18 protein-coding genes are annotated in these 20964 nt (G+C 33.2%); 1 reads left to right on the top strand and 17 read right to left on the bottom strand.

Annotated features, from left to right (window positions below; all coding sequences use genetic code 11):
• Window positions 1–51 precede the first annotated feature (51 nt).
• The 16 genes from CPHY_RS10985 to CPHY_RS10915 all read right to left on the bottom strand — a co-directional run bounded on the left by CPHY_RS10985 (window position 52) and on the right by CPHY_RS10915 (window position 17969).
• Window positions 52–957 carry a D-isomer specific 2-hydroxyacid dehydrogenase family protein gene (locus tag CPHY_RS10985; RefSeq protein ID WP_012200145.1) on the bottom strand — a complete coding sequence of 302 codons (906 nt, stop codon included), beginning with the start codon at window positions 955–957 and terminating at the stop codon, window positions 52–54.
• Between the two features lie 13 nt (window positions 958–970).
• Window positions 971–1756, bottom strand: a complete 786-nt coding sequence (locus tag CPHY_RS10980) for an aspartate dehydrogenase domain-containing protein (protein ID WP_012200144.1) — start codon at window positions 1754–1756, stop codon at window positions 971–973.
• 328 nt (window positions 1757–2084) lie between these two features.
• Window positions 2085–4406, bottom strand: a complete 2322-nt coding sequence (locus CPHY_RS10975; protein WP_012200143.1) for a transglutaminase domain-containing protein — start codon at window positions 4404–4406, stop codon at window positions 2085–2087.
• Between the two features lie 275 nt (window positions 4407–4681).
• A complete protein-coding gene (locus CPHY_RS10970) occupies window positions 4682–6076 on the bottom strand; it encodes a sensor histidine kinase (RefSeq protein WP_012200142.1) in 1395 nt (464 codons plus the stop codon).
• A 1-nt stretch (window position 6077) separates the two neighbouring features.
• Window positions 6078–6773, bottom strand: a complete 696-nt coding sequence (locus CPHY_RS10965) for a response regulator transcription factor (RefSeq protein ID WP_012200141.1) — start codon at window positions 6771–6773, stop codon at window positions 6078–6080.
• 209 nt (window positions 6774–6982) lie between these two features.
• Window positions 6983–7531: a DUF2318 domain-containing protein gene (locus CPHY_RS10960; RefSeq protein ID WP_242657943.1), complete on the bottom strand. Its 549-nt coding sequence runs from the start codon at window positions 7529–7531 to the stop codon at window positions 6983–6985.
• Window positions 7532–7688: 157 nt separating this feature from the next.
• On the bottom strand, window positions 7689–9554 hold the full coding sequence (locus CPHY_RS10955; RefSeq protein ID WP_012200139.1) for an urease accessory protein UreH domain-containing protein: 1866 nt from the start codon (window positions 9552–9554) through the stop codon (window positions 7689–7691).
• Window positions 9555–9639: 85 nt separating this feature from the next.
• Window positions 9640–9789 carry a hypothetical protein gene (locus CPHY_RS21735; RefSeq protein WP_157668709.1) on the bottom strand — a complete coding sequence of 50 codons (150 nt, stop codon included), beginning with the start codon at window positions 9787–9789 and terminating at the stop codon, window positions 9640–9642.
• Between the two features lie 579 nt (window positions 9790–10368).
• Complete coding sequence (locus CPHY_RS10950) at window positions 10369–11523, bottom strand: hypothetical protein (protein WP_012200138.1); 1155 nt, start codon at window positions 11521–11523, stop codon at window positions 10369–10371.
• A gap of 284 nt (window positions 11524–11807) precedes the next feature.
• Window positions 11808–12143, bottom strand: a complete 336-nt coding sequence (locus tag CPHY_RS10945; RefSeq protein ID WP_012200137.1) for a rubredoxin-like domain-containing protein — start codon at window positions 12141–12143, stop codon at window positions 11808–11810.
• Between the two features lie 562 nt (window positions 12144–12705).
• Window positions 12706–13068, bottom strand: a complete 363-nt coding sequence (locus CPHY_RS10940) for a VOC family protein (protein ID WP_012200136.1) — start codon at window positions 13066–13068, stop codon at window positions 12706–12708.
• 203 nt (window positions 13069–13271) lie between these two features.
• Window positions 13272–14432: an MFS transporter gene (locus CPHY_RS10935; protein WP_012200135.1), complete on the bottom strand. Its 1161-nt coding sequence runs from the start codon at window positions 14430–14432 to the stop codon at window positions 13272–13274.
• A gap of 482 nt (window positions 14433–14914) precedes the next feature.
• The gene (locus tag CPHY_RS10930) at window positions 14915–15685 is read right to left on the bottom strand and encodes an ABC transporter permease (protein WP_012200134.1); all 771 of its coding nucleotides are present in this window, start codon (window positions 15683–15685) and stop codon (window positions 14915–14917) included.
• Window positions 15682–16584 carry an ABC transporter ATP-binding protein gene (locus CPHY_RS10925; RefSeq protein WP_041703522.1) on the bottom strand — a complete coding sequence of 301 codons (903 nt, stop codon included), beginning with the start codon at window positions 16582–16584 and terminating at the stop codon, window positions 15682–15684. Before CPHY_RS10925 ends, CPHY_RS10930 begins: the two co-directional genes overlap by 4 nt.
• A gap of 1 nt (window position 16585) precedes the next feature.
• On the bottom strand, window positions 16586–16783 hold the full coding sequence (locus tag CPHY_RS10920) for a PLDc N-terminal domain-containing protein (RefSeq protein WP_012200132.1): 198 nt from the start codon (window positions 16781–16783) through the stop codon (window positions 16586–16588).
• A gap of 43 nt (window positions 16784–16826) precedes the next feature.
• Window positions 16827–17969 carry a helix-turn-helix domain-containing protein gene (locus tag CPHY_RS10915; RefSeq protein WP_012200131.1) on the bottom strand — a complete coding sequence of 381 codons (1143 nt, stop codon included), beginning with the start codon at window positions 17967–17969 and terminating at the stop codon, window positions 16827–16829.
• A 375-nt stretch (window positions 17970–18344) separates the two neighbouring features.
• Between CPHY_RS10915 and CPHY_RS10910 the strand changes: the two genes are divergently transcribed.
• Window positions 18345–19505: a CdaR family transcriptional regulator gene (locus tag CPHY_RS10910; protein WP_012200130.1), complete on the top strand. Its 1161-nt coding sequence runs from the start codon at window positions 18345–18347 to the stop codon at window positions 19503–19505.
• An 80-nt stretch (window positions 19506–19585) separates the two neighbouring features.
• Here CPHY_RS10910 and CPHY_RS21255 read toward each other — a convergent pair whose 3' ends face one another.
• Window positions 19586–20446, bottom strand: coding sequence for a phosphotransferase (locus CPHY_RS21255; RefSeq protein ID WP_081428620.1), 861 nt, complete (start codon window positions 20444–20446; stop codon window positions 19586–19588).
• Window positions 20447–20964: the final 518 nt, after the last annotated feature.

Raw genomic sequence — 20964 nt, 5'->3', positions numbered from 1 at the left:
ATTTTATATTTAAACCACAGAAGCCCGTGGTAGCGGGCTTCTTCAAATCAGTTACATATTATTTTCTTTTAAGAATGTCTCAATATTATTCAACACCTTTTCACTCAGACGATCAAAGGCTTGCTTTGTCCTTCCGGTAGATACTTTCATACAATTTACATGAGGATGTGATAATAGCTCACCAGTAGTATCTCCTAATGCGCCAGCGGTATCACAGAAAAATTCATTATCACCATGGGAAAGCCATTTGGTAAGTGCAGGAATGTCATGGGATGGACCTATTGAAGTATTAAACATGATCTTATGATTACCAAGACATTCAAATTGTTCTTCATGGAATAAGATTACATTTTTATTCAGACAGGTGCAAACTACATCTACGGTCTGAAGTAATTCATTCAATGGTAGATATTTTATATCTCTTGCCTCCTCTTCCGGTTTACGGGTGCGGCTATAATAATATAAATCTGCGCCAAGAGCCTGAAGTGCTACGGCTATCATTTGCCCGGAAGTACCAAGGCCTACGATTCCTACTTTTAAATCTGTAATCTCTATCGGAAGTTCCTTCCATTGTTTCTCACCGAACCCATGTAAGTACCGAACAAGTTCGCTGATTACATATTCCACAACTCCCTGGTCGCCATAATCACGTATTCCATAGACAGTGATATTTTTAGAATTGGCGGTAAGAATGTCTACATTCGCGCTTTCCGGTGAATATAAGCTACAGCACATACCGATATATCGGATATTTGGGCAGGCATTTAGAACTTCTTTATCAATACTGCTGGTATAGCTAAGTAAAACAGCATCGGCATCACCGATTCGGTGAATGATTTCATTATTATCCTTTGGGATATCATCAAATAAGATTACTTCTTTCGCATAATCATAAAGTTTTTGTTCCGCAGATGGAATTAAGCTAACTGGTTCGATTGCAACTAATTTATTAAACATACTCTCCTACCTCCTAAAATACAATTGGTGCTACGGCATTTTGCAGAACGGCTACTACGCTCCAGGCTGCAATTTTACTGGTTCGTGAATAGATGTTAAGTTCTGTTCTTACCTCGTCGCCTTGTATTTCAATTTTATACTCATCTCCTCTAAAACCAGGGACTGCATCGATATTAATAATGGTGTTTTCAGGGCCTGCACTGGCAAGGGCAGTTGCTACTGCTACGTTCACATGGGTTGGAAGGATAGCAATGGCTTCCTTCGTGGTACCATGAAATACTTGCTCTCGTTCTTTAATATCAAGCAATCCATCTTTGTAAAGTGGAGTATAATAAAGTGAACCCGGCGCTTTTTGGGAAGTGAAAGAGGCCGTAATCGGGCTCATGAGAGCTGCCGTACGTAAAACATCAAAGCCTCCTACCGCACCACTAGCAATATATACACGGCGCTTATTACGTGCTGCTGTAGCCTTAACACGTTCATAGAATTCCCCGTCTGCAAAAGCTCCAATTGACAGTACAACAAGATTGGAACCACCTTCTAGTATGGTTTCACTATAATCTCTGACAGCCTTAACAGATGCTGCTTCTGCAATAAAATCTGGTTTCATCTCCATTAGTTCATTTATATCAGTACATGCTTTGCATCCAAAATGATCAGCAAAGGCTTTGGTGCGAGCGTAAGTTCTTCCAAATACAGCGACAAGTTCATATTCTGGCAGATAGCCATCCTTTAAAGCATTGGCAACGATTTCATTCAGATAGCCACAGCCGAGTAGTGCTAATTTTATTTTTTCCATTGTGTACTCTCCTTCTAGTAAAATAATCATTAAACGCTATTCTATCATAGAAATCCCCTTTGGTCCATCCAATATGATATATGTTTCGTTATCCAAAGAGAAAAGCCCATTTTACAATAGGCTTTTCTTTGCTTACATACTCTTATTCTTTGCTTAAAATAGGATTACTATTTCACAAGTAGATTTCTAACCTCAAAACTGTCAACAATGCCACTCGCTGTACCAATATATAGTGTAACACTCCTGTTAATACCGAATTCGTAAACGTACATCGTGTATGTGGAAAGTTCGTATATTTTACTAGGTTCCCCATATGCGGCATTCTACTTTAGTTATTAATAGACAAATAGATAACACCAAGCCAGTAACCACCATATAATTTATCTAGTTTGTTTTCTAATTTTGCGGTCTCAATCACTGAAAGAACAATATCATTAAATTCCTCGTCGGATAAATCATAATCTGTTCGAAGGGTTACAGTACCAGTTGCTAATAGTTCTTTTGCAAGGCTGTCTGCAATCGTACTTTTACTAAAATATTGGTTACTTACCCTATAGTATTCTGCATCTTCCTTCACGGAGGTGAAATCTCCATATTTTTGATTTGAGATGTAGCGATCATCCTCGACTAACACCTTTGCTGCAACCGAATCCGGTAGATTTAATAAAGCGTTAAATAATTCTTCATTATCATTATTTGTGGAATCCACAGTTTTCCACTCGTTATCTACTAATACTCGATTCCAGGCATGCGGTAGATTACCATTTAAATTGCCTGTTATAACAAGACAATTAAGTCCCGCTTGTTCTGCTAATAACTTAAATGCAGCAGCATAACTTGCGCAAACGCCTCTTTTATTAATCAGTACTCCGTACGGTGTAAAGGAATCACGGAAAGAAGAATCCGGTATAAAGTTATTTTCCATCGCATTATCTAAAGCCGCAGTATCGTATTCTGCAATATCACATAAATATTGATTGATCGCGAATTCTTTCTCAATATCTGTCATCTGTGGGGTAATAATCTCATTAACAACTCTGATTACTTCCTTTTTAATCTCTTCTTGCTTCTTTTCCTGTTCTGCCCTGTCTTGTTCATATTCAATCATCAATGTTTTACTGAAACGATTATATTGAAAACTGCTTACACCTAGGATCAAAGGATTTTGATAGATTGCTTCGTACAAAGAATCCCATAATAAATCAATATCCGATGCTTCTTTGAAGTCTTTTAAGCTGATTATTTCTTCATTTAATAGCATGTGTCTAGCAAGGTATTCTGTTAAGGCACTAGAAGCAAATACAGGAAAGTTATCATTTTTCACTATAATTTCGTCTTCGGTTGGGGAAACTACTGAAGATTCCTTAGTGTCGTCTTCTTCTATTAAAGTAAACTCTGGTGTATTCATGACACCGGCATTACCTTTTGAGGCTTGTGTTTGCTCATAGAGTAACTTCAATTCAGATTCCATTGTAGCTTCATCAAAATTCTTAACTAAGGAAATTAATTTTAAATCCGTTCCATCGATATAAGAGTCCAGTGCTAATAATGTTCTGTCTTCCCCTTCTAGGTTAAACACAATATCAGACAATTGTGTAATTCTTGCGTGCTCAATATCATAAGTAACGGTATAAAGGACCGTGCTGCCGTCGCACATTTCTACAAGACGTCTGTTTCCTAGTAAATTAATTTGATCCGCTATAGAGCTAACCCCTTCTTCTGTTAGGCTAAGTGCTCGAAACGGTAGCTGATTGCGAAAGGAATCAATGGAAATCATATTGCTCGCATTGGAGGCGTTACCATCTTTATCAATTGCCATAACCGTTACATAGTAGAGGTTAAGATCATTGTCGTCATTTAATCTATATTTGAAGTTAATTAATTTATGGACTCCCATTTCCAAAATATCTTTATCGATATATTCTAAATCTGCTACTTTTTTAAAGGAAAGAAAATCAAACTGGGTTTCCTCTTTCTTAACAAAGCTAAGAACATATTCAACTGCTCCTGGAATCTCATCCCAGTAATATCGAATGTTTCCATCTTTTATCTCATATTTAAGAAATGGTGACTTTAATTCTCTTTCTATGGTGAAAATAGTGATTTGCGGTTTTTCTAGTTTTTCTCCTGTTTTTAAATCATAGAAATAAGCTAGATAATATGTATTGGCATAGCCCCAACCTTCATTTTTAACGATAGAAAACATCTTAGTTACAGGCTGATAAACAGGTTTTCTAGGAGGTGTTAAATTTATTTTTTGTGTGTTACTATCATAGGAGACTTCCGTTCCGGCTGGGATCGTTAAATTAGAATCTAAATATACATTGGCATATTCCGTAAGTTCGGCACCTTCTGGCGGAGTAAATTGAACAGGGCAAGAGATAACTTCTTCTTTTTTCAGTCCATACATCGGCTCTTCATAGGTCTCGGAGGTAGTATAATTATTCTTTAAATCATTTACAGTGAGGATAGTACTTTCTTCTTTTTTCTCGTCTTCTTTCTTACCTGGATCTAAGTTTTCAACTAATCCATTTGTGATTTCATTATCTTTTAATTGACTTACATCTGCGTCAGGTGCTTTTTTACAACCTACAAATTGCAGTTGTATTATGAAAACAAAACAAAGCAATAGGGCTATTTTTTTCTTCATAAATGTCTCCTCTTTCATATTAGTAAGGTAAATAACATATAGTTTTCTCTGTTAAGACCCTTCTTTATAGAAATAGTACAAAAATACTAGTGCCATTATTATAACAAACTATAGATAATGCGTATACATATTTTGTCTTAAAATGGCAAAAGAAATATTAAAAGTCATGCGTAACTTTTAACGCATGACTTTTAATATATAGCTAAAGTAAGCAATCTCTTATCTTTTCTTATCTTTTTGGTTATATCAAATTAATGACATCAAATTATATACATCTACTTTCTTGGCAATATAACTCGGAAAACAGTTCCTGTCTCTAACTTACTTGATACTTCTACCTTTCCACCATGAGAGTGAACAACAGATTTTACTATGGCTAAACCTATTCCTGCTCCCCCGGTTCTTCTATTTCTTGATTTATCTGCTCTATAAAAACGTTCAAAAATAAATGGTAACTCTTCTTCTGGTATTCCAATTCCATTATCCTTCATCTGGATAACGAGATTTGTTTCATAGTCTTCTAAAGAGATTACTATTTTACCAAAGTCCGGAGTATATTTAATAGCATTTGATAACAGATTTATAATTACCTGACTTATTCGTTCTTTATCTACTAGTATAGTACTAGCAGTCCCGATTACTGACACATCCAAACTCTTATTATAGATCTCTGTTTCAAAGTTATCTTTTATTGTATCAATAACCTCTAATATATTAACGGAAGTAATGTTTAGCTTCAAATTATCATTTTCTACTTTTGCAAGTTGCTCCAAATCTTTCACCAGATTTGTTATACGATTGATTTCTTCATAGCAACTTTTTAATCGCTCCGTTGTTGGTTCCCATACACCTTCTATCATGGCCTCTATATGTGTTCCAATTGTAGTCAATGGTGTACGAAGTTCATGAGAAACATCAGAAGTTAACTGTTTTCTTATACCTTCTTGTTTTTCTAAGGAACTGGCTAAATTATTGATTGAGGAAACTAATGCATCCAGCTCTTTTGTGCCTGTATGTTCTGAAAAACGTATCTCATAATTACCTTCAGCAATTTCTGTAGTCATTTTCACCGTTTTGGTAATAGGCCCACTAATTTTTCTTGCCAACATCCATCCAATGTAAACAGCAAATAATAAAGAAACTGAACCAATGCTTACAAGAATAGTATTTAAAGCGCTTAAAAACTTGAAGTCATTTTCACTAAGAAAATAAGGTCCATAGTAACTGATAGATACCATTCCGACCTCATCCTTTCCCTGCTTTAACTTATATTCTTTTGTAGTAAATTCGCCATTCATTCTTGGATATTTTTTTTGCATTCGTTTTGATATATCTGCCATAACCTGTGTACACAAGGACATATCGTGCAGTTCAGCATCCCATACAGAAGCACCATCGTTTTCATAAACCTTGATGATAAAACCATCGTATAAGGCATACATTCCTATCGTATGAATAAAGTCTGTATTCCAAGTCCTAGTCCACTTATTGTATTGTTGACTAAGACTTGATACTAGATCTTCTGTTTGCTGTTTTTGCTGCTGTGCTATATAGTCTTTAAATTTTTTATTTATAAATATATTGGATAATACGCTTATTAGAGCTACTGTTATTAAAACAACTAAAGCAATGGCCAGTGAAAGTTGCGTCTTTAGACTCTTTTTTTTCACTCTATTCACCTCCAAATTTATACCCTTTACCATGAATGGTTAATACATATTTAGGGGTACGGGGATTATCTTCGATTTTTTGTCTTAAATTCTTAATATGACTGTCCACCGCCCGGTCAAACCCTTCAAACTCACTTCCTAGAGCAAATTCAATCAGTTCTTCTCTGGTAAAAACTTTTCCAGGATATTTTATTAAGGCTGATAAAATATTAAATTCGGTTGGTGTAAGATTCACAGGACTCTGATTTTTCAAAACCAGATCCTTTCCAAAATCAATGATAAGATTATCGTTATCAAAAGAAATTTTGTTAAAGAGAGGAACAAGTTCTTCACTCGTTCTTCTAAGAACAGCTTTCACTCGTGCTAATAGCTCTTTTAAACGAAATGGTTTTGTTATATAATCATCTGCACCAATTTCCAGTCCTTCTAGGAGATTATTTTCTTCTACTTTTGCGGTAAGCATGATAATTGGGACCCTGGATGTTTTGCGGATTTTTTTACATATCTCCTCTCCAGTGATATCTGGTAGCATTAGGTCTAGTATAATCAATGATATATTCTCTTTTTCGAAGATTTCAAATGCTTTTGCTCCGTTTTCTGCCTGGAATACCTGATAGTCTTGACTTTCCAAAAAAGAAGCAACTACCTCCAAAATCTTTGGCTCATCATCAACAACTAGAATATTCTTTTGTTTCATGTTAGACCTCCAACTACTTAAATAATTTTATAACCTTAATTTGCTTTTAAAAAATTATACCACGTTGTATCCTTGAACTTCAATCTTCTCTCTTATTCATAATAAGGAAAAGCCCACGAAGTGACTTTTCCTTGTTATGTCAATATTTCTTACTACTGCTGTTAAATCAAAATTACTTACTACTGTTGTCTATATCTTTTCAATACGTACTAAAATCCTTTTTTCCAGTTTGCAAAGATTTGTTTCGCTTCTTTTAGATAATCATTAGAGATAACTATCGTATCGTCATTTACAGTTTTTTCTTCATCGAAAATAGGCACTGGATTACAGCCACCTCTAGAAACTTCTACATCACTGGTTTTAAAACGATTACCACAATTTTGGCATATTAATAAATCATTTTGTTGAACATAATATCCCCTTCCGGAGCTAAAACAAACCTGACATGTGTTAAAAGCTGTTCGGATTGTACCGTCAGGAGCTTCTACAGCAATCACTTCTAATTTTGTTCCATCAACCTCTACTGGATAAAAAGTTGCTTTTGATGAAATATCACTTTTCGTAATAACAAGATCCCCATTATCATTAAGTACAGTTTTCCCCTGTTTATTACTTGAGGAAGTTTTCTCCTTATCGTTTGAGTTATTTAATTTATTTACTACTGTAAATCCTACCAATAGCAATAAAGCCAATGTTAAAATGATTGTTGTGGAATTGATTTTTTTACTTTTTTTGTTATCTTTTTTTAATTTTGACATAGTCATGCTCTCCCTTTTTATGTTAATGGTATTCGACATAATTGATACGATATAATTGATATTGAAACAATATAACGATATATTTAATACGACGTAATTAATACGAAATAATTAATTTCGTCGACTATAAGTAATTGTATTAATGCCAGTTGATTATCTAATGGCAGCTAGCACCCCCACCTCCACCATATCCTATCTCATTATAATTCCATTTGTAAGTTTCATAGCCTCGCACTTGTTCTTTTATGGCATCTAGATCGATATCATCGATATCATCCACTACTTTAACAAACCCAAAGAAATTATAATCTATAGTGGAGAAATCAAAATCTGTAATTGGTAAGACATACAAGCGGTTATCTCCCTCATCCAGAGGTATGATTGTTTCATAAAACGGAAATAACAGTGTTTTATTTCCTTCATTTAAAGATTCTGCATGGATATTCCATTCAGTTTCAACGGCAGACTCCATAATGATTAAAGCTGGGCTGAATCCTGATTCCGTTACATTTATTTCTACTGTCTGTTTATCACCATTTTTCTCTGCAATTACAACATTGTCTACAGGAATCTGATATCCTGCTGGTTCCTTTTCTTGAACGGTATCATCAAAAAGATTAGAATCATAATAAGAATCATTGTAATCCTCCTGTACTTCTTCTCCAGAAGGCGGAGCTGTTTCGCCTTCTTCTAGTACAGTGATTGTACTTCGAATCATACCCATCCAACAGCTGTAACGATATGTTCCTGCTTTCTCAGGTGTAAACTCAATTACATTTTCTCCAATTTCAAATTTCTTTTCAATACCGTACTCTCGAATATAAATTCGATTGTTACATCCATTTATACTTCCATTTTCAGCTGTAATTATCCATTTCACAGGTATTCCAGCTTGAACGGTTATTGGTTCGTATCGACCTGGATTTAGAGTGGTATTTACTATCTGGACACCATCTTGAATTTTCGCTACGTTACTATTAGCAGACTGACCAAATGGTGATGCAGCAAAGCCTGATAAACTAAGTCCGCTATGAAACATGGAGGCTCCGAGAACAACAACCAAAACTGCACCAGCTGTCATAACTTTCTTCGTAAATTTTTGGCTAAGTACAGAACTCAATACGCCTAACCCAAACATTAATGGGACGGTTCCCAAACTGAATAAAAGCATGGAAAGAGCACCTTTTAATGGATTACCTGTAGATAAAGCATAAAGCTGCATCGCCTGCAATGGTCCGCATGGCATAAGACCATTCAGTAAGCCGACATAGAATGGACTATTACTGTTTTTTTCTGTCTTTATTTTCCTAGCAAATATTTTTGGCATTCGTGGGTTTAATTTTCTAAGCCATGGAAAGATATTTAACATATTTAATCCCATGATCACCATAAAAACCCCTGCCACTATTTGAACAATACCTTTAAAACTTCCGGAAAAACTAATTACGGAGCCAAGCGCTCCTACAATACCGCCGATTACAGTATAAGAGATTACTCTTCCCAAATTATACAGTAAGCTTGGTCTAAGTGATGTTAGCTTTCCATCTTGTCCTCTTTGTTTTGTAGCTTGTGGGATACATTGTGAGAGATTTATTCCACCACACATTGCAACGCAGTGTACAGAGGTTAACAGCCCAATGATAAATAACATTCCATAGCCCATACCTTCCTCTGCTTGTGGAAAGAAGTTAAAAAGCTCAAATAACCCAAATCTCTTATTAATGGTATAAAGAGCTAGTATAATGACTGCTGCACCTAATAATTTATTAGTATTATTGGTACTGTTTTTTTGAGTGCTGGAATCTTCTATTACCTCATAACCCGAATCTTCTATAATTTGTATAATCTCTTTGATTGTAATAATATCGCTGTCATAGGATATCTGCGCTGTTCCATTGCTGTAACTGACTTCTGCTTTTTTTATTCCTAAGTTTTGGTTTAACTGACTCTCGATTCTATTCTCACAACTTACGCAGGTCATCCCCCCTATCTTAAACTCTTTTTCCTTAATACTTGGTTCCAATTGATTTCCTCCCTTATCGTCATTTTCCAAAAATGATGGATTTGTTCCTATATCTCGCTGTTTAATGACATGGAGCATTTGTTTGCTAGAATTCTTTACTTACCTTTGTTTTAATTTCTTTACTCACCTTTGTTTTAATTTCTTTACTCACCTTTGTTTTAGTTTCTTTACTCATCATTGTTTTAGTTTTTTTACTCATCTTAGTTTTAATTTCTTTATTCATCTTTGTTTTCATTCTTTACAATCTCTTATTTATCAATTTGTTAGTCTGATTCCAACATGAAGATTGAATTACTTAAACTTATATTCTACCTCCTTGTTTAATCAGGATAATTGTGAATGCTTTTATAATATCGAATAGATTTGTAGAAATTATGGAGATTGAAAAAATAGAGAATGACAAGACGTTTCATAAATATCTAATCATCAAAAGTTTACCATAAAAAAGACAATGATAAAAAGACAATGGTAGATAAGACAATGATAAAAAACAATGATAAAAATACAATGATAGAAAAGACAATGATAAAAAACAATGATAAAATGACAATGATAGAAAAGACAATAATAAAAAGGCAATAATAAAAAGACAATGATTAAAAAGACAATAATAAAAACGAAAACAAGAAGAAAGATAAATAATAAGAAAGCTATGCGTTTAAAATACACATAGCTTTCTACATTTCATTAAATGTAACTCAAGGTTCTTTCTTTGGATAAGTAGTTCTGGAATATCCTTGGTTTTTTACAAGACATAGGGTGGAAAATGATATTATACGATTGATTATTAATTGATACCCCATTGGATTTCAGATTATGCCGCGGCAATAATTTGTTTTTCTACCCATTCCATAAGTTCAATATTTAGTTGAATTTCCTGTTTGATCGGAGTAGTATGTAACATTACGTTAATTCTTTTTATGAACGGAATAACTTTATTCTTTTCCTTATGAATTATTCTCTCGTAAGCGTATAAGGTACGTAAGACAGATGGTATATTTTTATTTTTCTTCATATCTTTTTTTATATTTTTGTAATGGGTTTTTATGCCTCGGATATCAACATCTTGAATCAATAAAAGATATAATCGTTCCACATCTATAGTAAATTGCATACGTCTTGTCATACTTTCATATTCGCTTTCCATCTTAGAAAGCATGTCCTCTGCCATTTTAAAATCTTTGATTTTTAGACATTTCATGTACTGAATATTTAATAATAAACTATTAATTGGCTCTGTTATATCTGCATCTTTAGGAATCTCAATCTCTTCTTCCGTAAATTCATGAAAATCTTTACCAGCACACAAGGTTTGATAAATAACAAGCTGTTGCAAAAAGGATTGTAGTAATAATTTATTTCGTCGAATCGCTCGCAGATTGGTACCATCAGTTGTTACATTTGGTAAAGGAATATAGTTGATAATTGCTAAGAGAATTCCAAATACAACATAAGTTAGTAATAAATATTTCATTAGAGGGCTTTTACACAACCAAACTGCACTGAAAAATACAAGTATAGTTATGAACATATCAAAAAAGATACCGCCCATAATGTACAGATAATATGGGCAGTGTGCGAATTCAATTCCTTTTGGAGGAAGCATAAGGCACTGGCCACCTGTCCCTTTTAACTTTTGTAACTTAATTTTAAAATGATTATCTATTTTCACGAAAGTTAATAAAAAAATTCGGAAGGAGATTAAACGGTATCCACTAATTAAGCCGCCTATTAGGTGACCAGTCTCATGAACTATAGCATGTATTAAATTACAGATGATAACAGTGACACATATTATTAAAAAAAAAGATAAAAAAGAGCTATTTTTGTTATATGGCCATATTATAGCGAGGATTCCACCTGCGACAATTGATAATACATGTAACATTCTACCTTTTTTCTTACGTTCTTTCATATCTTCTCTTCTGAACTCCCATAAACTGCATATATTCTTATAGCTCCACTCCATATATGTCTCCCCCATTTAATTAGTATTGGTACTTCTCCCTCTATTGTAAGCTAAAGGAAATGATTAACATATTAACTATAGGATATAATATAAATTGAAATAATTCAATACATCTGGTATTTTATTACCAATTGGTTAAAAGGATTTTAGATAAGGCAATTGAAAATAATTTGTGTAGTACCAACCCTGATTTTACAAGAAATTGGATATAGAAAAAGAAACGGCATAAATCGAGTTATTTATGCCCTTTCTTTTTTTAAGATATATTAAAGTTTATAATTATTTTACCATTTACCCTTGCTCATATGTCCAGCTAGCTCAGCTTTAGATCTTTGTTTAATTGTCCAAGCTTCGTCCTTAGCCTTTGTAAAAGCAGCTACGCACATTGGATCAAGATTATCTTCGATTCCAGCTTGACTTAATTTTGCAATTTTCTCAGCTAAACGAATAATCTGCATATGGATTGAGTTTGACTTATCTGAACGATACACTTTGTTAGCATCTTCTTCGTTTAATTCAACAAATTTGTCAGCTCCCTGAAGACATTTTGGACATACATCTGGAGCATTCTCTCCTTCATAGATATAACCGCAAACGGTACATTTAAATAATTTATTCATATTTTAATCCTCCTGTTTATTTTATTTGTTCTATATATATCTTAGTATCTATTAACAAGAAAAAGTATGCTTCACATTCTTTTACTTGTAATGAATTAAGAAAATATATACTTGATAAGTATATTATTTCTGGTAGAAATATATACCTGAACAATCTTTTATGACAAGTGTATTTACATTTTTTCAACTTGTATAAACATATTATAATTCAATAGAAATAAAAAATCAAATTATACTGACAATTTTAACAAAATGTTAACAGATAATTCATAAATTAAATAAAGTAAATCTATATGATAACCTTCACAATATTAAATGTTAACTACTAGTTCTTTTGAATAAGGGAATCGAGTTCTTCGTAAGTCATTTGATATTGATAAGTATTAAGAAAATTAACCCACTCAGATTTCATAAGATTAATATGTTCTTGTTGTTTTTAATATTTAATTCATCTTCATAATAATCATGAAGGCTCATAAAGTAATCGAGCCCATGCTTATTAATAACAAAATCTACGAATGATACATTATTTAATAAGATGATTTATTTCTTTCTTTTCTTATTAATGGCTATGTTGAACAATCTGTACTTCGAGACCATTTGGATCATTGATAAAGAAAAAGCTAACCGATGGATTCGGTGAAATTGGTCCTCTTTGAATTGATATATTATTTTCGCGCATTAGTTCCATCGCTTTCTCTAGTGAATCAACTTCAAACCCTATAGATAGGCCGGTACTCTGTACGATATGATCTTTATTGCAGATTAATTCAACTTTAGTACCTCCGACTTCTCCTAGCATTGCTATTTCTGTTTCGTCTCCTATCTTAAACCGCTCTGCTATTTTAAGGCCAATAATCTCATGATAAAAATGAAGCGACTCTTCCATGTTTCTAACATTAATTGTAATCCAGCAAAATTCCATTGTTTAACCTCCTTGTGATAATGTTTTTAATAGTGTTTTTACTATTTAGTTCTAATAAGTATTTTAAATACAGCTTTTGTAAATCTTTTGTATATCTTTTTGTAAATCTTTTTTGAATCTTATCGCGCAATACTTTCTCTAAATTAACTACATTTCAAGATTAAGTATATACGGTAGTTAATAATTCTATATTCCTATATTTGTTATCTCCCGTGAAGCTTATTCACACGTTCTACCATTACAAACATTAACACAGTAAATATCATTAAATAAAATGGGTAGACACTTATACTGATTTTTTCTGCTATAACACCAAATAAGGGTGCCATAATTGTGGTACCAATATAAGCACATGCCATTTGCATTCCCATGATCGATTGGGATTTGTCAGCTCCAAAATTATCTGGTGTTTCGTGAAGTAGGCTTGGGTAAATAGGTGCACAACCAAGTCCGATTAAGATTAGTCCAAACAAAGCACCTAGGTTTCCAAGTGGCAGTAACATCATGATTGTTCCGAGAAATGCAATGGCTTGTCCAAGACGTATCATCTTTTTATTCCCTAACTTTCCAGTTACAAAACCAGCTAGAAACCTACCTACTGTGATTCCTAGGTAAAATAGTGCTGCCCATTTTGCAGCGGTTACTGCATCGATTCCTTTATAGAGAACCATAAAACTGCTTGCCCAAAGCCCTGCTGTAGCTTCTAATGCTGAATAAGAGAAAAATGCGATTAAAATAGGCTTGGCACCTGGAAGTTTTACCGTTTCTCTAAAATTGAGACCTTTTGCTTCGACTACTTCATTTTCCTTATCAATGTGCTTCACTTTCCATAAAGGAAGGGAAATAAAAAGAAAGATAACAAGGATTATTTGAATTACACCAATGGTTTGGTATCCGGAATTCCATTTTAGCCCATTGGTCAAACAAAGTCCCATTATGTAAGGGCCTAAAGTTGCTCCCACTCCCCAAAAACAATGAAGCCAGCTCATATGGCGTGATTTATAATGAAGCGCAACAAAATTATTGAGAGCTGCATCAACACTACCAGCACCAAGGCCATAAGGGATACTCCATAAGCATAATTGCCAGAACGAATTGGAGAAGGAAAAACCAAGTAATGCTACTGCTGTTATTGCTACGCTTACTGTTGTTATAATACCAGTACTAAATTTCCGTAACATCCTATCACTAACTAGGCTTGATACAATAGTTCCACCCGCTATGATCATACTAATCATACCTGCACTAGAAAATGATACATGTAAATCTTGATACATCGATGGCCATGCTGAACCTAAGATAGAATCTGGCAATCCCAAACTAATAAAGGCAACGTAAATGACAACTAATAAAATTGAAATCATAAACTATCTCCTTAGTATAAATATAATATTATAAAGAACTCATGAGAAATATATATATTCTCTTGAAAGGTGCGTATTTTGCACCATGAACGAAATCGAAACAAGTACTGTGTTTCGATAACATTCTAATGATACAATGTAATATTAGAAATGTCACGTATGAAATTTGCATTTTACTCTATCGCGTAACTAACATAAAGAAATTGAGCCTTACTTTTGGATAAAGACTTAAATAATACTTACATTCCTACTTTGATTTGGTAAACTTTCATATTCATTTTAGATACCTCCTTTTTGATTTGAGTTTGGCTAATCTCAAAATTTAATAACATAGGAGGCTTTATACTCGTAATTAAAGTTAATTGGAGATACACTGGCATAACAGTAGCTTTATGTACCTAGATACAAAAAATAAGAAGATTACAGTGCCGCCTAAACACCGTATCCTTCTTATTTAAATCCTCTTATTTAAATCATATTTGTTAAATCCTCTTACGATTGAATCCGAAGATTGTTACAATACCTCCAATAAGAATCAAAATAATCGTCAATGCAAATGCAAAATTGTAATCCTTTATAGAGGAATTCCCGGTAAGTATATTCATGCCTGAGGTTAATTTTAGTGGTAAAACATCACCAAGTTTTGGAACCAAACTTATTAGATACGTTATTACATAGACTACACCTGTAGTAAGCAAAACTGCTGAACCTGAATTTAAAAATGCAGAGCATAACATGATTAATGATAACAACCATATACCAAATAAGTAAGAACACATTGCAGAAAATATTAAGTGTTTTGCAATGCTATTATCCCAGAAATATGCATTATAAGTATAGGTGATTCCAAAGCTTAACCAATAGCAAAGACTCCAGCTTGTAAATAGAGCAAAGCTTTTTGATAAAATAACTTTCCATCTAGGAAGCCCTTTGGTCAGCATATTAATGAGTGTTCCTTTTTGATATTCTGATGTTAAAATGCCACAAAACATAACGACAAGAACAATAAATTCCATCGACATATTTTTATAATATTGTTCCCATGAGGTCATCACTGTTACAGTGATGTCATTCAAAATAATACCCTGCTCTTTCATGGTATCTGCAAGCATTTCAAACATCCATGGAGTAAGTTTAGCAATTGCAGGATTCATAATACCAAAGATAACAAAAATAATGAGTAGAATATATAATTTTCCAGTGCGGATTAGCTCAATAAATTCTTTCTTAGTAAATGCAATTATTTGCTTCATTTTTTAACCACCTCCATAAATAGAGATTCCAAGGTCGCTTCCCGCATCTCAATTTTTTGTGGATGGATGTTATTCTCATAAAGAACCTTCATTGCTTTTAACATATCCTCTTCGTTTCTTTCTTTATATAAAAGTTGCATTTTACTAATTAGTATCCCGCCATCATAGAGTTCGGAGAAATTTCTAGCATCTTCCTCTCTATAGAATTCTATTTCATATCCGTCTCTTCTTCGTAATTTACGGATATCATTCATATTTCCATGTAATGCAAGTTTACCATTATGAAGTAAACCTATTTCATCACAAATTCTTTCTACATCAGATAAAATATGTGTGGAGAAGACAACTGTAGTCTGATTTTTTACTGACTGCAGGATATCAATAATTTCTTTTCTACCAATCGGATCTAGTGCGGAGGTAGGCTCATCACAAATCAAGAGTTTTGGCTTATTTAAGAGTGCCTGTGCAATTCCAAGACGTTGTTTCATTCCTCTTGAAAAACCTTGTATTCTCTTATTTGCTTTTTCAAGTCCGACAAGTTCAAGTAATTCATTCGTTCTACTCTTTAGTTGCTTCTCTGGGATACCAGTAATCTCCCCACATAGCCTAAGATATTCAGTAGGAGTCATATACCCGTAGAATTCTGGAACATCTGGAAGATATCCAATGAAACGGTTGGTATTTGTTTGACCGTAAGTAACCTTCTCTCCATTTACCTGTATGACACCATCCTCTACCTGGTATAGACCAAGAATCATCTTCATTGTGGTAGTTTTTCCAGCACCATTTTCTCCAATAAAGCCATAGATTGTATTCTCTGGTACCGAAAATGACAGGTCATCAATTACTTTATGAGAGCCAAAACGTTTAGTTACATGTGACAATGTTAATATATCCATCTTATGCATCCTCTTTTCCTAATAAGAAATAAAGAATTGGACCGATAAATTCCATTCCTACTACGACAATAATGATCCATAAGATACGATTTCCCCTCTTATAATTGTCGTGTGTTAGAATGTGTCGAATACTGATAAATAATAAAATTAGTTCTGCAATAATTAATGGTATTAAAAATGGTAAAATATCTTTTAACATAATTCATAACAAGGGAAAGCATACGAAACGTGCTTTACCTTGTTTAAGCCTCCCTTCCATTCCCTTTTCGTTCTATAATTTTTCTTTCTACTTTCTTTTTCAGACTTTGATATTCCTCGGTATCAAATAATACAGATAGTGCAGTATGTTCTAAGGCAGGAATTATACTTTCTAAGACCACCAAATCATTCCTTGGAGCATCTTTTTTCAGAAAAAATTCTTCAAACCATTCCTCAATTCGTGTAAAATAATGATCTCCATGGAGCTTTAGACCATGATCAATGAATTTTAAAGTTCCTTGAACAAACAAGGAAAGTTCTTGAAGCGCTTTTTCTATCTTGTTATTCGCACAATAAAAGACTGCAACTTGATAATGAAACTTAAGCGTAGTGTTTGGATGTAAATTTTCTAATTCATAAGTATGGATAATCTGCTCAATCCTTTGAATTGTTGTAGTACAGAAATCATAATCTTGAACTCGGAAATAAAGCATTCCAATACTATCTTCAACCAGACTTAATAAGTGTGTGTAAACGGTAATTTGACTGTGTAAATCCGATTTTGCAACATCTCCTATCATTTGGTATGCTTGAATTAGTAAAATATCGGACTGATTGATAGAGTGTTTTAGTTCGATCAATGGCTGCAACTCTTCGATAACTTCCTTTGCATTTCCTAAAGTGAGATTCACCATAGATTTCATTATAGATGCTTCACTGCACAACTTCATATCACTGCTTCCTTCAAGAATATGATTACAAAGTTTAATCGCATCATTTAATAAGGTAATTTGCTTCTCCTTATCATTTGTTAGCATATAATGATTGACCCACAATACAACTATTTGAATTAATAGTGGGTAGCAGGAATAGTACTTCTTGATTAATTCTCTACTGTGTGCAATCACCTCATCAAATGGTAACTTTGCAAAATCTGTGGCTAAATCTTGATAGCATTTCTTTATCTGTTCTTCACTCAGTTGTGGTTCATATCCAAGCAGTTCATCAATACTAACATTAAAATAAGAAGCAATCTGTGGTAATAACAGGATATCCGGATAACTTTGCTTCGTTTCCCACTTAGAAACCGAAGCTTTCGTTACTCCTAAAAATGTCGCTAGTTCATCTTGGGTTATTCCTTTCTTTCGTCTAAATGTAATGATATTCTCAGATAGTTTTAGATACATGATATCCCTCTTTTCTGTACAGTCTTTTTCATAAAGTTCATGATTTTATCTTAGTCACAAATTTGTTGAATGAAGAAGAATCAATAATCGACACTTGTTACCTTATCTCTAAAACTTATTATACTCATTAATAAATATTTTTAAATAGAATTATAGTTGATTTTAAGAAACAAAGTCAACCAATAGGAAACTTAAATCTATGGTTTCATCTTCTTTCGTCTTCAGTTTTGTATAGCATTGCATGTTTTTAGATAAGGTTATATAATTTAATTAAGCATAACGAATGAGATTACAAACCCATTTACTTAGATACGTTGATTTATTAATAATACGCAATGAAGAAAATTCATTTCTAAAAACAAAGGAGGGTTTCCCATGATTCTATCCGTTCAAATTGCCTCGAACATTGTTAGGGAAGTTAATTCCGTCATTCCATTAAAGATTAATATTATGAATGAAAAAGGTATTATCATCGCAAGTTCAGATCAGCCGCGAATTGGCCGTTTTCATGAGGGCGCTATGCATATCATTGAAAATCAAGTCGATGAAGTCACGGTACATTATGATGGAGAGTTTAATGGTGCTCTTCAAGGCATTAATTATCCGCTCAAATTACAAGGATATATTATAGGGGTTCTTGGGATAACTGGAAAATACGAAGAAATTGCAAGTAGTGCATTAATCATAAAACGTATGACTGAACTTTTGCTGGAGAATACCTATTCCGTAGAACAAAGGCAACTAAAGGAAAATGTCTATACTCGTTATCTTTCAGAGTGGTTAAATGGTGAAGCGAAAAATATAACTACCGACTTTGTAAGACGTGGTAAAGTTCTTGGATTTGATATTACAATACCACGTCGTATCTTAGTGTGCAGCTTCTATCATTCTAATCAAGGAGAAAATTTACAGTCCATGCAAGTGATTGAAGAAGCAGAAAAATATTTAAAGAAACGAGTAGCAAGCAAAGATTCATTAAATCTATATTATAAGGCGGGTTCTACACTTGTTTGTGCGGTAACTTCTACTACTGATATGAGCGTTGTATCCTTAGCGAATGAATTAAAAAAACAGGTGGAAGAAAAATTTTCAGTAAGGTTAGTAATAGGTATTGATAGTAGTGTTGAGAATTTTGCTTTTGCTCAGACCGCACTAATTCGTGCTCAAAAAGCAAATAAGGCATGTATGCGAACTCAAAAGCGGGATATTCAGCTTTATGATGATTTAAATATGGAGGTTTTTACAGACGAAATAAGCGAGTTATCGAAACAAGAATTTGTGCATCGTATCTTTAAAGGATTTAACAATGAAGAAATTCGTAATTCTATGGTATTGCTAGAGACGTTTTATGATATGGAAGGTTCCATTCAAAAGGTATCGGAACATTTATTTATTCATAAAAATACTTTACAAAATAAATTGAAACGAATTGCAGAACGAACAGGATATGATCCAAGGTCGATTCGTCACTCTTCTCTTTTTTACATAGCGATTTATTTTTATAGGGATATCTATAATAGTATGCAAGATATATAAGGATTTAAAATCGCATTAACCATTAGGAACTTCGTTACTATTTCAGTGGGAGCTTGTAATCCCACTGAAACAACGAAGTCTTATCTAGCTTTACATTGTTCGCGCCATTTCATTAACCAATTAAGTTGATTATCAAGGAATTCTATATCAACACAGTTGAGTCCATATATTTCAATGATAGTCGCTTGAAGCTGATAATGATATATTGCTATGAAATCATAAAAAGAATTAAGTTCGTCCTTACTAAGCGAGCGATATTTCGTATAACCTTTTAGAAATGTTTCATATGTATTTTTTGATTTTTGATATCCTATTTCATTGAAATTAAAATAATCTGTTGAGTTACACATGACCATTATGTCATACATAGGAAATGCATAAGATGAAGTATCAAAATCTAATAAATAGTATTTCTTAGTAGTTGTCTTTAATAAATTTCCCCGGTGTAAATCTCCGTGACAAAAACCATGTGGAAGGTTCTTTACATTCTCCCAAAGAACATCTCCATATTCGCGAAATGTATCTATTTTATTTTGATCGTAATTTTTTTGTTCTAAAATCTTAATGTAGCGGTCAATAAAAAATTCTTTACCGTGTACAGGTAAAGGTTCCTTATATCCCTTCAAAATGTTATGTAATTGACCAACAAGCTTTCCTATTGTTTCAATATCTTCACCTTCATTAGGTTCGCTACCTTCGATAAATTCAAATAATACAATAAGCGTTTTCTTATTTAATTCTTCAATCTCTACATATGGGAGACCTTCCTTTGTGTGAATAATACGAGGCGAAGGAAATCCTTTTTGCGTGAGGTAAGATATAATACTAAGAGATTGCTTGGCTGTATCCATAAATGCGGAAGAAATAATCTTCATGAAATAACTCGAATTTTCGCTACTTAGACGATAAGAAATACAACCTCCTTCACGTAGAAATTCCATTGTTTTGAAATTGATATTATATAAGTTATTAAGAATATGAAGCATTTTTTTATCTTCCATCATGTTACCTCCGTGCTAAAGATAAGAGAATTATATGACATTATTTTACTATATACACTTATTAATAACAACCTCTTAGTTTTATAGTCATAGCCAATTCTTTACCTTTTCTATAGGCTAGGCTATACTGTTTTAAGATACTGTGGATTGGTTCATTCCTCCTAGTATATATTTTGAGCTTTGTAGGAAATGTACAGGAGATTAAAAGGATCTCTAAAAGGATTATTAAAGGATCATCAAAAGGATTATCAAAAGGATTATCAAAAGGATTATAAAAAGATTATCAAAAGGATTATCAAAAGGATTATAAAAAGATTATAAAAAGTATTATCAAAGGATCATAAAAAGGACGTGTCGCATCCCAACTAAAAATGTTAGTTTTGCAACACGCCCTCTATTTCATACATCTAAGATTAAGATATCTGAATTAATATAGTGATAACTTGATCGTAAATCCC

It is taken from the genome of Lachnoclostridium phytofermentans ISDg (assembly GCF_000018685.1).
GTDB lineage: Bacteria > Bacillota > Clostridia > Lachnospirales > Lachnospiraceae > Lachnoclostridium > Lachnoclostridium phytofermentans.
Note: the sequence above shows the minus strand (reverse complement) of the source record. Positions and strands in the feature narration are given on the sequence as shown.

Excerpts from the sequence above, each read along its gene's own strand:
- CPHY_RS10910 (WP_012200130.1), top strand. The coding sequence starts at position 18,345 with ATGATTCTATCCGTTCAAATTGCCTCGAACATTGTTAGGGAAGTTAAT.
- CPHY_RS10920 (WP_012200132.1), bottom strand. The coding sequence starts at position 16,783 with ATGTTAAAAGATATTTTACCATTTTTAATACCATTAATTATTGCAGAA.
- CPHY_RS10945 (WP_012200137.1), bottom strand. The coding sequence starts at position 12,143 with ATGAATAAATTATTTAAATGTACCGTTTGCGGTTATATCTATGAAGGA.
- CPHY_RS10930 (WP_012200134.1), bottom strand. The coding sequence starts at position 15,685 with ATGAAGCAAATAATTGCATTTACTAAGAAAGAATTTATTGAGCTAATC.
- CPHY_RS10950 (WP_012200138.1), bottom strand. The coding sequence starts at position 11,523 with ATGGAGTGGAGCTATAAGAATATATGCAGTTTATGGGAGTTCAGAAGA.
- CPHY_RS21255 (WP_081428620.1), bottom strand. The coding sequence starts at position 20,446 with ATGGAATTTCTACGTGAAGGAGGTTGTATTTCTTATCGTCTAAGTAGC.
- CPHY_RS10960 (WP_242657943.1), bottom strand. The coding sequence starts at position 7,531 with ATGTCAAAATTAAAAAAAGATAACAAAAAAAGTAAAAAAATCAATTCC.
- CPHY_RS10940 (WP_012200136.1), bottom strand. The coding sequence starts at position 13,068 with ATGGAATTTTGCTGGATTACAATTAATGTTAGAAACATGGAAGAGTCG.
- CPHY_RS10965 (WP_012200141.1), bottom strand. The coding sequence starts at position 6,773 with ATGAAACAAAAGAATATTCTAGTTGTTGATGATGAGCCAAAGATTTTG.
- CPHY_RS10975 (WP_012200143.1), bottom strand. The coding sequence starts at position 4,406 with ATGAAGAAAAAAATAGCCCTATTGCTTTGTTTTGTTTTCATAATACAA.
- CPHY_RS10980 (WP_012200144.1), bottom strand. The coding sequence starts at position 1,756 with ATGGAAAAAATAAAATTAGCACTACTCGGCTGTGGCTATCTGAATGAA.
- CPHY_RS10985 (WP_012200145.1), bottom strand. The coding sequence starts at position 957 with ATGTTTAATAAATTAGTTGCAATCGAACCAGTTAGCTTAATTCCATCT.
- CPHY_RS10935 (WP_012200135.1), bottom strand. The coding sequence starts at position 14,432 with ATGATTTCAATTTTATTAGTTGTCATTTACGTTGCCTTTATTAGTTTG.
- CPHY_RS10925 (WP_041703522.1), bottom strand. The coding sequence starts at position 16,584 with ATGGATATATTAACATTGTCACATGTAACTAAACGTTTTGGCTCTCAT.
- CPHY_RS21735 (WP_157668709.1), bottom strand. The coding sequence starts at position 9,789 with ATGAAAACAAAGATGAATAAAGAAATTAAAACTAAGATGAGTAAAAAA.
- CPHY_RS10915 (WP_012200131.1), bottom strand. The coding sequence starts at position 17,969 with ATGTATCTAAAACTATCTGAGAATATCATTACATTTAGACGAAAGAAA.